Origin of the sequence: Nostoc edaphicum CCNP1411 (assembly GCF_014023275.1) — a bacterium.
GTDB lineage: Bacteria > Cyanobacteriota > Cyanobacteriia > Cyanobacteriales > Nostocaceae > Nostoc > Nostoc edaphicum_A.
The window spans coordinates 2,928,432-2,941,149 of sequence record NZ_CP054698.1 but is presented as its reverse complement, the minus strand read 5'-3'; the positions used below and the strand labels follow the sequence as shown (position 1 = coordinate 2,941,149).

The window sequence follows — 12,718 nt, the reverse complement described above, 5'->3', positions numbered from 1 at the left end:
TTCCACGGCTGATTATTCCAGAACAGCTGCATATCGTTTAAGCAATTAAATCAACCATCCGTGGTTGATTTGTGATGCAATACCCTCAATTAAGAGAGTTCTGAGTTGAAAGTTCTAAATCCTGAGTGAGCATTTTAACTCAGGATGGTTCATTTGATAGTAACCTACTGAATTCGTGGAGAAAAATAAACTATTTCTATTTTCCATTCCCCGGATTTATCTTAGGGTTATACTCAGCAGCGCCAGTTGCTACCCTGCCTTGAGCCGCTCTAGCCTAAGACAAGCCGCGCTTTGCGCGTCTGTGAAAGTCTACAAGTCGGCATAACCGACAGCAGTTGCTTTAACTCTAAAAAGTAATGCACTAGCTCTTGGGCACTACGTGGATTAGACATTCAGCAGTTGTTTCAAAAGCATGGATTTGGAGAAGCTAACCGAGCCTGCTGTTAGTTACTGATTCACAAGGTAGCTATAGAGAGAGTGTGCATTCTTTAATCTGCTTTTTGTTTGTCTGGGATAAAATCCTAGAAGTTCCACTCTAATATCTTTGCTTTCGCCCCCTGAATACCAGGGTAGTGAACCAGCTAATTCAATGCAGCGCCAGAAAATTTCTCTTCAACCCATTCTAACGCAACCTTGCTAAAAATCAATTCATATTACCTGCGATGTTAGGACAACTACTAGCAAGTTGCCCTACAGGGATTATACCCCTAAAATTAGCCGATTGCGGTGGATGTGCAGGAGTTGAAATTCTACACTAGCCACTGTCTCTAGCATAAACAGGATTTGTTCAGGACGCAACAGCAAACCGTCTTGGCGATAGCTACCTAGATAACGGATCACAGATGACATAGATTCTGCTTTGCTATTGGATGTTTCTACTAATTCCAGTTCAAATAAGCGATCGCGCAGATTTATTAACTGGCTCTTGCCTGACTTAGTTATTTGCTCGTACCAAAGTTCCTCTTTTGCTTTGATTGTATCAATCCAGTTTTGCCATTGTATGGGTGTTGTTTCTGCAAGTGCTACTACAGTAATTAAATACTCTGCGGACTCTAGCAGTTGGGTAGCGGCACTAGCTTTTAAATCTATCTGCTCCACATTATATATAGGTATGTCTGTGGGCATTTCACGAGCCAACTGTTCTCGGAAAGTATCAATTTCCACTGGCACAGTTAACTCAAAATCGGCAATTTCACCGCTGCTAGTAGCCCCTAAAGCCAAAGCAGTTGCTAGAGAAATCCGCGGCATTGGATGAAATCCACCAGTGAAAGCGATTGGTAAGCCTGCTCGCCGCACAACTCGATCAAACAGACGAATTAAATCTAAGTGGCTCATCAAAGCCATGTCACCCTGTTTACCAAACCAAAGTCGCAGTCTTTGCGCCTTTGTTGTGTTGGGGACAAACTCACCAGCGAATTGTGGGATAGCAGGTGATTCAATCACTATGTTATGCCCAAAGTCGGTGCCACAGACGCCACAGTGAGAACAACCTTCAAAGGAGCAATCGGGTACAATTGCAGCTTCTAAAGCGCGTTGCAAGTCTTCTTGGAGCCACTTTTTGTCAATCCCGGTATCAATATGATCCCAAGGAAGGGGAATATCCAGGGAGTGGGGAGGGACGCGATTAATCGTGTCTGTACTAGGGAGTGAGGAGTTAGGAGTTAAGAATTGGTCATTTTCCGCATCTTTGGATCTTTTCTGCTCTTGGACATAAAACAAATTCCATTCGCCATTCTCTACTTGACGGTATTTCCAATCTAGATCGGCTTGGGCGATCGCAGACCCCCAAGCACTAAAAGCTTGATCTAAATTTTCATACCAGGAATCCATACCTGCTCCCAATTCCCAGGCACGGCGGACTACTTTGCTCAAATTGCGATCGCCTCGTCCCACAAAATCTTCCATTGCCGAAATGCGGACATCGGTAAAATTTACCTTCACTGCCTTGATTCGGCGGAATTCTTGCCGCAACAAGTTTTGTTTACGCTTAAATTCAGCGGTAGAAACTGAGTGCCACTGGAATGGTGTATGGGGCTTGGGCGTAAAGTTAGAAATTGTCAGGTTAAAGTTTAGGGGTTTTCTACCCTTACCTCGACATTCTCGCTGTAACCAGCTTACTGTTTCGGCAATGCCCACAACGTCAGCATCCGTCTCACCCGGCAAGCCAATCATAAAATACAACTTTATTTTATCCCAGCCTTGCTCCCAAGCGGTTTTTACTCCCCGCAACAATTCTTCATTCGTCAAACCCTTATTTACGATGTCTCGCATCCGCTGAGTACCAGCTTCTGGAGCAAAAGTTAGTCCACCTTGGCGCGTACCTCCAAGGATGTTGGCAATATTCTCATCAAATCTGTCTACCCGTTGGCTTGGTAGAGTCAGAGAAATGTTTTCATTTTTTAAGCGATTTTTGATTTCCATCCCCACTGCTGGTAGGGACAAATAATCAGAACAACTCAGAGATAGTAGAGAAAACTCGTTGTAACCAGTCGCCCGCATACCCTGTTCAATTGCTTCTACAACTTTATCGGGTTCTACATCCCGTGCTGGCCGAGTCAGCATTCCTGGTTGACAGAAGCGACAGCCACGAGTGCAACCACGTCGAATCTCAATGGTTAAACGGTCATGCACCGTTTCTACATAAGGAACTAAACCAATGGAATATGCTGGTATGGGAGTTGCCACCCTTCGCAGAATTCGCTTCGGCACATCTAGGCGATGAGGATGAACTGAACCATCTTCTGCCATGTCATAAAACTGAGGCACATATACGCCTGGTATCTGTGCCAAATCCAGTAACAGATGTTCTCGACTTAATCCTGCTTGTTTGCCTTCTTCCAATACCAAACCAATTTCTGGCAGTAGTTCCTCTCCATCTCCAAGGGCGATAAAGTCGAAAAAGTCAGCGTAAGGCTCAGGATTCGATGTCGCTGTTTGCCCACCAGCGAAAATCAACGGGAATTGGGATTGGAGATTCGTCAATTCTCCCCCTGCTTCCCCTGCTTTCTGGCGTTCTCGCCAAGTCAAGGGAATTCCAGCCAAATTTAACATTTCGAGGATATTAGTTGCACCCAGTTCGTAACTGAGGCTAAAGCCTAAAATGTCAAACTCTGTGAGCGATCGCTTTGACTCTACCGCAAACAATGGCGTATTAGTTTCGCGTAGTTTGTCTGCCAGGTCTTTTCCTGGGAGGTAGGCGCGATCGCACGATTGACGTGGTTGGGCGTTCAAAATGTTATAAAGGATGATGTGCCCTAAATTAGATGCACCGACTTCATACACTTCTGGGTATGTTAAAACCCAATGTATTGCTGCCGTATCCCAAGGTTTATGTACTGCTAACAGCTCGTTACCCAAGTAACGAGCTGGTTTTGAAATACCCGACGTTATTAATCTTTCAACTGCAACAACCACTGTGCTATCTTCTAGCTACCTTAATTACAGCTACTCGATCCCAACCTTAGCATTGAATTAGGTCTTCTAACAGAGTTTATCGTTGCAACTTACAACTCCTTTACATAAACTCCACTTATTGTCCGAACCTTTGTGATTTTACATAAAGTTATATTTGGGCCAACTCGGTTTCACCGTCTAATATTTCAAATACCCTATCGAGTTGCGTCAGTTCAAAAATAATTCTAATTGTTGGAGCAACAGCGCAAAGCTGGCAACTCCGTCCTAAAGTAAGAGCCAGCTTGTGTGTAGATAACAATGCCATCAACCCCGCACTGTCTAAGGATTCTACGGCTGCTAGGTCTACTACCAAGATGGAAATACCATTTTGTGCCAACGCTGTAGTCATATCTCGTTCAAATTCCAAGGCGTTTGCAGCATTCAAACACCCTTGGGGGCGAATAACTGCAATCTTGGGATAGTTAAGCACTGCTTGCATAGTTACATCCTGTTGAGAATTGTCGAAGCGTCAAGCTAAGGATTATTTGAACATAAACTCTATTTTGTTGCATCGACCATACGTCTTAGCTCTCTTTGCTGAATCTTTATTGCTTTAGTATGTCTGTTTAAAGATTGTTATAATTCCAGGCTAAAATGTGTTTATATATACTTTTTTTTTATCTCAGTTCAAAAACAATCAACTATAGACAGCCATAGAGCAGACAAATTATCAGTAACTATGCTGAGAAACCTTGCCTAGTCTATAACTAGAGCTAATTTAGCCAAGTCTTAACGGTAGGTTAAATCTCCCACTTTAGCGTTGCTAATGGTATACCGGAAAGTCATAGCAAATTATCTATCTAACTAGTTAAATTGTGATATATATCACTAGTAAGTTAGTATTTGATCACTCTTTATACTGAGACTGATCTGGGATGATTAGTATCATATTACAGTTGGGTTATTACTTATGAGAACTCAGTACGCTATTCGTAAATTGGTAGAAAAAGCTCTTGACATTAAAAAACTAACTCCTGAGATAGAAAATGAAATAAACTCAGAACTGACGGAACTTGGTTACATTTCTGATGTTGATTACGAAGCTTTAGAATTATTAATGGCAGAGATGGATGCTGGACGAGTCCAGTTGGTTCCTAGCCTAGGATATTAAAATAATTCGTAATTTAAGTTTAGACATGGGGGATAACAAGGGCAATATCACTGCTTGTATTTATCTATGAGGTTGATTATTTAAATATCTAAATATGGCGTAAACTGTGCTAACGACCCTCTACATTGTGCATTCGTAGTAAATCGCCATGCAGTTGGCTAAACACCTAGAAAAAATTCCTCCCTACCTGTTTGCTGAAATTGTCCACAAGCGGAATTACTACTTGACAAATGTGGCATTCTTGTAATTAGATTTATTGGTTACAGTCCATCAGGAGAAGGCTTTTTCCGAATTGCTTTAATTATTAGCGATGAGCGGTTAGAAGAAGGGATTCAACGAATGAAAGATGCTGGTATTCGCTACGGTTTATGAGGAGCGAGGGGAAAGACGAGGGAGCAGGGGGAGAGAAATACTTTTAACTCCTAAATCTCAATACCCAATGACCAATGACCGATGCCTAATTCTCTAATCCCTAATGCCCAATCCCTCTTGGTATGCTTGCCAAAGTTGGTGAATAAACTGATTGAGTTGCTGCTTGGCTACTGAGTCAGGTTCAGTTTTTGGTTCTTTTGCTAAAAGTTGGCTCAAGAAGGTAATTACTTCTGTATCTAAAGCTGGTCGAAATAAATTGGCAGGCCAAAGCAAGTCAGATGCATCTCGCAAATCGGTAATTAGCGGCGATTCTTGAGTCCAAGTAACCATTAATAAAGGACGCACCCAGCATAAATGGCGAGAAACCACAAATTGAATAACTTCTGCATACAGATTTCTGTCGCCATACTCTAAAGACACAATTTGTCCCGGTTGAAGAAAATCTAGGCTCATGTCCATCATTATGCAGTTTGGGCAGGGGCAAGGATTATTTTGCAACTTCCTTAATCTTAAAAGTGAAAATGCGCTACGTTTAAGGAAAGCTTCTGTAAGATTAGGGTAGCACTCTTATGGCAGCCATGTCTTAGACATCTGCCTCACAAGTAGCTACGCAAAACTAATACGACCAATCCCTGGCAGCAAAGGGTTTTCCTAGCATAGTATCTGAGCAGAAATACTATAGAATAGGTGAAACACTGTTAAGCGATCGCAAAACAGAGACTTTGTTGTAGTGAAGTAACGAGAAAAGAGCAAAGAGCCGTGTCAGTTGAAACCATTCAAAAGCCTTCCACAACCCGCAAGCTCGCGCCTCGGTATCGCGTTTTGCTCCATAACGACGACTACAACTCGATGGAGCATGTTGTGCAGTCACTAATAGCCACTGTGCCAAGCCTTACCCAACCCCAAGCTGTTAGCATCATGATGGAAGCCCATACTAACGGGCTAGCTTTAGTTATTACTTGCGCCCTGGAACACGCTGAGTTTTATTGCGAAACATTGAAAAGTCACGGTTTAAGTAGCACGATTGAACCTGATGAATAGTCATTGGTCATTGGTCATTGGTCATTAGTCGAAGTTTAGAGTATTGGCTGGTGTTTAGTGACTTACTTGGTATGAACAAAAACCTTATCCGTTTAGCCGAACGCCCTGCCCCTATTAGGCTGGGTTTTTTTATTTTGACTTTATTGCTGCTATGGTTGCCATTGGCTGCACCAATATACTTACTAGTGCATGATTCAAATTTAGAAAGTATATTGACATTGGTATTGTTATATGCAATATTTATTTTTCTCCTGAGATTATGGGGTAAATATGTCTACCAACAGCCCCAAATTCTGCGGCATTATGGCTTAGAATTCACGCAGCAAAACGGTGTGGATTTACTGCGTGGTTTGGCTCTGGGGATAATTAATATTCTGATACTTTTTGGGGTACAAAGTTTATTGGGTTGGTTGGTGTGGCAACAACCGAAAGTTTTCTTGCTGAAAGTTGTTTTAGAGGGTTTACTTGTTGGCTTAGGTGTTGGATTTGCTGAGGAATTGTTATTCCGAGGCTGGTTGCTAGATGAATTACAACGAGATTACAGTCTGCGTGTGGCACTGTGGACAGATGCAACTGCGTTTGCTACATTGCACTTTATTAAACCCTTGGAGGCAATTATTCATACACTGCCGCAATTTCCAGCTTTAGTACTGCTGGGGTTAACGCAAGTATGGGGAAAGCGTTGGCGGAGGGGACGCTTGGGTTTTCCAATTGGTTTGCATGGTGGTTTAGTTTGGGGTTACTACATTATTAATGTAGGTAAATTAGTGAAATATTCTGGTCAAGTTCCTGATTGGGTAACTGGTGTGAATAATAACCCCCTGCAAGGAGTGATGGGGGTGTTGTTAATGAGTGTACTAGCTTTGTGGATACGAGGGCGAACAGTGAAAAGTTAAAAATGGGTAATGAACTTGTAGAAAAATAAAATATCGGCTAAAAAGAAACTACATTAATATTCCATTTGGGCAAAGTGTCAGACTTTAGCCAAAAGTTTTTTAGAGATTAAACATCCAATAAATATTTAGGGTTAAAAATAATGGATTGTAGTCGTCTGGAATATATCAAAAATGTCAATGATGATAAAGATTGGGCGTATGAAAGCTATCCTGTTGGAGCTTACTTTCAGTTAAACTTTAAAAACTTTAAAGAGAGTGAGGGTGTACATACTCACGCCTTTAACTTACCAAAAGGATCTCTTATCATCCTTTCTCAAAAACCGGATGGGTACGACGAGCGATACTTGACGCACGTAGTTGAACTGGTTAATGAGGGAAGTGAAGATAAACCTCAATGGGAAATAGGTACATGGGGTATTTTCCGATGGGTTAAGGTTCATTGGATTGCTGATTTCAATAATCCCAGCCGTATTCCTCTTGATAAGAAGGAAATGAGAGCCAACTGGAGTTGGTATGACACTAAAGCTAAATTGTTGTCTAGTGAAGGCTTGATGAATCAGTGGGGCAGTATCGATGCATTAAGAGCGCACTTAGGAGAAGTTTTTAATTAAACGATCGCCATAATTCACCTTGCGCGATCGCGCTACGCCACATTTTTGACTGAGATAATTCCTTCACCACACCACTGAAACAGTAGCCATCTGTCAGAATCTTTATCTAGTGCTGGCTTGAGACGGAAATTAAAAACATCTTGCCATACCTCTACTCCATACTGGGATACAAAATTTGCTTCCAGTTCTTTGAACTGTTGCCATTGCCGATTTGCGATCGCGCTCAACATGGGAATGATTGCGGTAATTGAGACTTGTGCGACGACAGGTGTCATTATGGGTAGTCCTCGAAAATACAAATAATCGGCATAGGTGGTTTTTTGGTGCAATGTTTACGCAAGCGTTTCTACTACTGTCCCCACCAAACACGCTTTATTCAAATTAACGCCGCTCAAATTTGTACCTTCTAACTCTGCACAAAGTAAATTCGCTCCCGTCAAATTCGCCCCCGCCAAATTCGCCCCCCGTAAATCAGCTTCTTCCAGGTTTGCTTCACTCAACAAAGCACCTTGCAAATCGGCGCGACTCAAATCTGCACCTTTAAGATTTGCCCCAGTCAGGTTTGCACCGCGCAAGTCAGCACCGCGCAAGTCTACGCCTTGCAAGTTCACATTCATTAAATTAGCACCACTCAAGAAAGCACCCACCAATGACACATCACTGAGTCTTGCTCCCATCAAGTTAGCGCCACGCAAATTGCTACCCCGCAAGTCAGCGCCCGTTAAATCTGCCTGCATCAGGTTTGCTCCCATCAAATTCGCCCGTAAGTCAGTTTCTTGGAGGTTGGCTCCCATCAAATTTGCCCCCTCCAAATGTCCACCTTCGAGCTTAGAACCAGCGAAATTAGTGCCGACAAGGGTAGCGCCAGCAAGATTAACCCGGCTTAAATCTAGTCGGGAGAGTTCCTCATCTTCTAAATTTGCCCCTGGAAGTTGTTTGAGTTGTCCTAATTTAATGGCTTCAATATTCATGTAAAGTAACTACCAATCTGCTCACTTATCTTGCTGTGGCTATCCCATTGGGAATCGAGTATCCAGATGCCGGCGCTGAATTTGGGTGTCATGATGGGTAAGTCGAGTCCCTGTTGTAAACCCATAACTAATAAAGTTAGGGTATCTACAAGTTTAGGGTCAAAGCGGTTAGATTGTTGCTGTTTGCACTCATCTAATGCTTGAGTAAATATCTGTTCCCGGCTTTGATTTGAGGATTTTCGCTCATTGACTCGCCACTGAAAGTCTGCTAATAATGCCAAAATCCTCGACTCTAAGGGAATTTCATCTCCAGCTAAACCTGCTGGTTCCCCTGTACCATTCCACCACTCGCTTTGGTGAGTAATAATTTGGGCAACTGCTCGCAGCCGTGGCATAGTTCGCAATACTTGCGCCCCCGGTACTAAGGGACAAGTTAAAGGACAACTGGGTGCATCTTCTTGGTAGCGTGTGGATATACCACCTGTGAGAACGCTTTCTGCTTTCTGTAATGGATCTATGCGATGTAACAAAGCCGCTAGCCGCAATCTCTTAATTTGCCATGCGGGAAGATCCAAAAGCTGGGCGATCGCTTCAGCAAGTACTACTACTTCCGCAGCTGCCATTGGATTGTTGATATCTGCCATATCCATCAGTTGCGCCATTCGCAAAAAGGCTTGGATTTCGTTAGAAACCAAGTTGCGATCTAGGGTTTGTTTCTGAAGCGCTGTCGGGATGGATAAATTATCTTGTCCTGTTTGGAGGTAATCTACAACACGAGAGACAACTGCACCTAAATTTTCCGATCTGGCCATTGACGGTACAATTTGTTGTTTATCAGCTGTGAGTTTTTCCGCCAATTCTGGGTTGTATTTTTTAATGTGAGCGATCGCTATTTCTGCTGTCTCTTGCACTAACTCTGGCTCAAATGTCCACAAGCCATAAAATTTGCGCTCTAAGTCTGATGTCGGCACTCCAACACTACCATAATCAGCCTCTGATAATTCTTGACAAATTACCATTGCTGTGTATTTAGGCGATAAAATAATTAAGTGCCACTCTTGTGCCACTGGATCGCCTGCATCTAATCCTACTAAGTCTACATTGGGTAGCTGGCTGGTAGGATGTTCAGCAAAGCCAGATTCAGCGGCAGCCATGATGGCAATTTGGCAACTACATTGGGCGATGTCTGCATATCGTTCAGCTTCTTGTAGATACCATTTACCTTGTTGGAAGGCTGCGATGACTAAGGGTGTGCCGTCATCGGTTAAGATATGGTCTTCTAAAGCATGGCACAGGGCAACTAAGGTATTTTTGTAGTAAACACCGAATCGAATTGGCCTGGTGGTGTGGCGATGGGCTGCTTCCATCTGTTGTAGGATTGAACCTTCTAACATGGGATTTGGTAAAAAAATAACCGCAGAGGCACTGAGGAAGATAGAGGGAGAAATTCAGAATTCTGAATTTCTCCACATTTTAGTGTTTTCTAGGATACACTCGCTAACTGTTTTTCTTTCGTCTCTAATGGTGCTGTCAGTGCTGCTTCTAAGTCAGCACAACCCAGCTTTTCTTCTAAGATTTTCATGACTTCGCGCCCGAAGTCGTTGGGGTTTTGTTGCCAAGCTTGCAAGCAGACTTCGCCGAAGAATGAACCAAGGGGTTCGGGATTCCAAAGAAGTTTTTTGGCTGTCCAGGGCATCAAGCTCATTGGATCGTACCCTGGTTTGAGGATACCTTCTTTGAAAGCGTACTCTTCTAAATGGGTATGGGGTTGTAGTCCAATAAAGAAGATGGCTGGTTCAACTTTATCAGCACCAAAAATCCGTTCTAGTTCGCGGTGGTAAGCGATGGTTTGACGGATGGTTTCGGGACGTTCGTCAATGACGTTAAAGGAGTAGTTAACGGAAACTACATCGTTGAAACCAGCAGCTTTTAAATCACGACAGTTTTGCAAGACGTTTCGCAGGTTGTACCCCATCCGCATTTTCCGCACCAGTTCTTGAGAACCACTGGTAATCCCGATTTCAAAGTAGTTCATCCCGGTTTTCGCCATCAGTTCACACAATTCGGGTGTCAAATTGTCAGCTCTGATATATGCTGCCCAGTGGATATCTGTCATACCAGAATCAACGATTTTTTGCAAGAGTTCTACAGCATCGGGGATAAATTTTTTCGCGGGGATGAATTGGGCATCGGTAAACCAGAAATTGCGAATGCCGCGATCGTATAATTGGCGCATCTCAGCAACTACTTCATCTGCTGGGTTGATGCGTACTTGTTTGCCTTCAACAACCGTATAGACGCAATAACAACAGTTGTGAGGACAACCACGCTTAGTTTGTACACCTATATAAAAGTCTTGCTCTTGCAGGTAATAGTTAAATTCCGGCCAGATGCCTTCTATATAGTCGTAGTTACAAGCTGTTTTTTCTATTGGGGTGGGTTGTTCGTGAATTAGCCGTTTTCGTGGTTGAGTTTCTCCGGCAACGTAACAGCGTTCATCTCGAAAATCTCTGCCACTTAAAAGTTTTTCCAGCAGGGTTTCGCCTTCACCTACAGAAATAATTGTCCCTTGGGGTAAGCTTTTACCCAATTGTTCGTAAAATACGCTGACTGCACCACCACCGACAACTACACGAGCATCAGAATTATATTTTTGGGCGCGTTTTAAACCGCGTTTGATTAAGCTCTGGTTTTGCCACAACTCTACATAGTAAGCAATGAAGATTCGCAAACCGCCCAATCCGCCGCGTAGCTTCAATAGAGGATTCTTGGCGTAGTAAAATTCAAAAGCGTTTTGCAGCGGGTTGCCACCACGTCCACCAACTGGGGCATAAATTTGAATATCCCGCCAAGAAAATACTAGTAGTGTCGGTTTAAATTCATCAATACAGCGATCCAGAGCAGAACTGTAATCTAAAGGTGGTACTGTTCCCAAATCAAAGATGCGCTGTTCAATATTAGGAAACTGCTTGTGGACATGATCGCTCAGGTAGACAACCCCAATAGGAAAGATGGGGTTACAAGGAAGGCGAACGTAAAGAATTCGATTTTCCATCATCTGTGTTTTAACTTCCATCTTGCCAATCTGTGGAGAAAGCGAGAGAAACATCCAGTCTTAAAGTGTGTGCTTGTTTTATTTGGTTTTATTTATCACAATCGTGCTTGACATTTCAGCCGATTATTGGTATCCCCGAAGCTGCCGTTAGCAACTGCGAAAAACGCTAAAATTTCTATGCATAAAACATACATAGAATCTATAGAGAGCTTTATGAAGACATTTTTTCATATAGCTTTACCATAACATCGAGTTTATTCATTAAGCGATGATCCCAGCCGATTAATCCTGGGATAAATGAAACAGCAAAACTCACTTCCTCGCTATGCTAAAAGCAAGGGGATCGTTGTTATGTCAATTCCCTAACAATCTGCTTTAAGAGAATTGAAGCTTTTATACCAGGATAAAATATCAAAAACTTTTATTTATAGTGTATAATTCCGAAAAAGGTGTGAATAATTACAAAATTTTCACAACTGAAAATATATCTTTAGACAGAAATAATCTACAAATACTCAGTTGGTATTCGCAGTTACAACAACTGGGGATCAGTGGGTGCTAGGCTTGGCTAGTGTAATGTAAAATTGTGGCGTAAAGCTCCTCAGCAGTTATGGCTCAAATATTAGATCCTCTACCACCTGAGCAATCGGGAAAAATTCTCTGCTGCTACATTAATGCCACGAGCAAAATACAGGTAGCTCGCATCTGCAATATTCCCAACTGGTATTTTGAAAGGGTTGTTTTCCCTGGACAACGTTTAGTTTTTGAAGCTCCGCGAAAAGGTCAAGTGGAGATTCATACAGGGATGATGGCAAGTGCAATTTTATCCGATAAGATTCCGTGCGATCGCCTGATGCTCGAAGAACCCAGTACTAATGAGTTTGATACAGACTCATCAGATGAAAAAGACCCTTTTAATACCAGACTAATGGTGCAGCAAATTAATACAAAAATCGGAGATACTACCAAACCCTTGCAAATTCTTGGTTTAGCATCGGTTGATTAAAAAAAAACAATTTTATCTAAATTTAAGGGTTGCTAATTCAGCAGCCCTTTTTGTTTATTATTTATTGGGCATTGGGCATTGGGCATTGGGCATTGGGCATTGGGCATTGGGCATTGGGCATTGGGCATTGGGCATTGGGCATTGGGCATTGTTTATTCTCCTTGTCTCTCTTGTCTCCCCCATCTCATCTACAATCATTCTT

Annotated in this window: 12 protein-coding genes and 1 pseudogene; 6 read left to right on the top strand and 7 right to left on the bottom strand. The window is 42.6% G+C overall.

The window, feature by feature from the left end; genetic code table 11:
- Positions 1-699: 699 nt before the first annotated feature.
- Both HUN01_RS14765 and HUN01_RS14760 read right to left on the bottom strand, forming a co-directional pair.
- Positions 700-3,414, bottom strand: coding sequence for a TIGR03960 family B12-binding radical SAM protein (locus HUN01_RS14765; RefSeq protein ID WP_181931910.1), 2,715 nt, complete (start codon positions 3,412-3,414; stop codon positions 700-702).
- Between the two features lie 148 nt (positions 3,415-3,562).
- The gene (locus HUN01_RS14760; protein ID WP_181931909.1) at positions 3,563-3,892 is read right to left on the bottom strand and encodes an STAS domain-containing protein; all 330 of its coding nucleotides are present in this window, start codon (positions 3,890-3,892) and stop codon (positions 3,563-3,565) included.
- A gap of 471 nt (positions 3,893-4,363) precedes the next feature.
- Here HUN01_RS14760 and HUN01_RS14755 point away from each other — a divergent pair, with 471 nt between their 5' ends.
- Together HUN01_RS14755 and HUN01_RS35385 are read left to right on the top strand one after the other, a co-directional pair.
- Entirely contained in the window at positions 4,364-4,564 is a 201-nt protein-coding gene (locus tag HUN01_RS14755; RefSeq protein WP_181931908.1) for a hypothetical protein, read from the top strand.
- A 216-nt stretch (positions 4,565-4,780) separates the two neighbouring features.
- Positions 4,781-4,936: pseudogene (locus tag HUN01_RS35385) on the top strand (LL-diaminopimelate aminotransferase); the annotation flags it as partial.
- 93 nt (positions 4,937-5,029) lie between these two features.
- Here HUN01_RS35385 and HUN01_RS14750 read toward each other — a convergent pair.
- Positions 5,030-5,395: a hypothetical protein gene (locus HUN01_RS14750; RefSeq protein WP_181932688.1), complete on the bottom strand. Its 366-nt coding sequence runs from the start codon at positions 5,393-5,395 to the stop codon at positions 5,030-5,032.
- A 300-nt stretch (positions 5,396-5,695) separates the two neighbouring features.
- Between HUN01_RS14750 and clpS the strand changes: the two genes are divergently transcribed.
- The 3 genes from clpS (at position 5,696) to HUN01_RS14735 (ending at position 7,484) form a co-directional block, all read left to right on the top strand.
- Positions 5,696-5,977 carry an ATP-dependent Clp protease adapter ClpS gene (gene clpS, locus HUN01_RS14745; protein WP_069070124.1) on the top strand — a complete coding sequence of 94 codons (282 nt, stop codon included), beginning with the start codon at positions 5,696-5,698 and terminating at the stop codon, positions 5,975-5,977.
- A gap of 71 nt (positions 5,978-6,048) precedes the next feature.
- The gene (locus tag HUN01_RS14740; RefSeq protein ID WP_181931907.1) at positions 6,049-6,873 is read left to right on the top strand and encodes a CPBP family intramembrane glutamic endopeptidase; all 825 of its coding nucleotides are present in this window, start codon (positions 6,049-6,051) and stop codon (positions 6,871-6,873) included.
- Between the two features lie 140 nt (positions 6,874-7,013).
- On the top strand, positions 7,014-7,484 hold the full coding sequence (locus tag HUN01_RS14735; protein ID WP_181931906.1) for a hypothetical protein: 471 nt from the start codon (positions 7,014-7,016) through the stop codon (positions 7,482-7,484).
- Positions 7,485-7,516: 32 nt separating this feature from the next.
- Here HUN01_RS14735 and HUN01_RS14730 read toward each other — a convergent pair whose 3' ends face one another.
- The 4 genes from HUN01_RS14730 to HUN01_RS14715 all read right to left on the bottom strand — a co-directional run bounded on the left by HUN01_RS14730 (position 7,517) and on the right by HUN01_RS14715 (position 11,531).
- The gene (locus HUN01_RS14730) at positions 7,517-7,759 is read right to left on the bottom strand and encodes a hypothetical protein (RefSeq protein WP_181931905.1); all 243 of its coding nucleotides are present in this window, start codon (positions 7,757-7,759) and stop codon (positions 7,517-7,519) included.
- Between the two features lie 57 nt (positions 7,760-7,816).
- Positions 7,817-8,455 carry a pentapeptide repeat-containing protein gene (locus tag HUN01_RS14725; protein WP_181931904.1) on the bottom strand — a complete coding sequence of 213 codons (639 nt, stop codon included), beginning with the start codon at positions 8,453-8,455 and terminating at the stop codon, positions 7,817-7,819.
- The gene (locus HUN01_RS14720) at positions 8,452-9,849 is read right to left on the bottom strand and encodes a DICT sensory domain-containing protein (protein ID WP_181931903.1); all 1,398 of its coding nucleotides are present in this window, start codon (positions 9,847-9,849) and stop codon (positions 8,452-8,454) included. Before HUN01_RS14720 ends, HUN01_RS14725 begins: the two co-directional genes overlap by 4 nt.
- A gap of 89 nt (positions 9,850-9,938) precedes the next feature.
- On the bottom strand, positions 9,939-11,531 hold the full coding sequence (locus HUN01_RS14715; protein ID WP_181931902.1) for a photosystem II high light acclimation radical SAM protein: 1,593 nt from the start codon (positions 11,529-11,531) through the stop codon (positions 9,939-9,941).
- Positions 11,532-12,120: 589 nt separating this feature from the next.
- Here HUN01_RS14715 and HUN01_RS14710 point away from each other — a divergent pair.
- On the top strand, positions 12,121-12,516 hold the full coding sequence (locus HUN01_RS14710; protein ID WP_181931901.1) for a DUF1830 domain-containing protein: 396 nt from the start codon (positions 12,121-12,123) through the stop codon (positions 12,514-12,516).
- Positions 12,517-12,718: the final 202 nt, after the last annotated feature.

Excerpts from the sequence above, each read along its gene's own strand:
- HUN01_RS14760 (WP_181931909.1), bottom strand. The coding sequence starts at position 3,892 with ATGCAAGCAGTGCTTAACTATCCCAAGATTGCAGTTATTCGCCCCCAA.
- HUN01_RS14755 (WP_181931908.1), top strand. The coding sequence starts at position 4,364 with ATGAGAACTCAGTACGCTATTCGTAAATTGGTAGAAAAAGCTCTTGAC.
- HUN01_RS14750 (WP_181932688.1), bottom strand. The coding sequence starts at position 5,395 with ATGGACATGAGCCTAGATTTTCTTCAACCGGGACAAATTGTGTCTTTA.
- HUN01_RS14740 (WP_181931907.1), top strand. The coding sequence starts at position 6,049 with ATGAACAAAAACCTTATCCGTTTAGCCGAACGCCCTGCCCCTATTAGG.
- HUN01_RS14735 (WP_181931906.1), top strand. The coding sequence starts at position 7,014 with ATGGATTGTAGTCGTCTGGAATATATCAAAAATGTCAATGATGATAAA.
- HUN01_RS14730 (WP_181931905.1), bottom strand. The coding sequence starts at position 7,759 with ATGACACCTGTCGTCGCACAAGTCTCAATTACCGCAATCATTCCCATG.
- HUN01_RS14725 (WP_181931904.1), bottom strand. The coding sequence starts at position 8,455 with ATGAATATTGAAGCCATTAAATTAGGACAACTCAAACAACTTCCAGGG.
- HUN01_RS14720 (WP_181931903.1), bottom strand. The coding sequence starts at position 9,849 with ATGTTAGAAGGTTCAATCCTACAACAGATGGAAGCAGCCCATCGCCAC.
- HUN01_RS14715 (WP_181931902.1), bottom strand. The coding sequence starts at position 11,531 with ATGGAAGTTAAAACACAGATGATGGAAAATCGAATTCTTTACGTTCGC.
- HUN01_RS14710 (WP_181931901.1), top strand. The coding sequence starts at position 12,121 with ATGGCTCAAATATTAGATCCTCTACCACCTGAGCAATCGGGAAAAATT.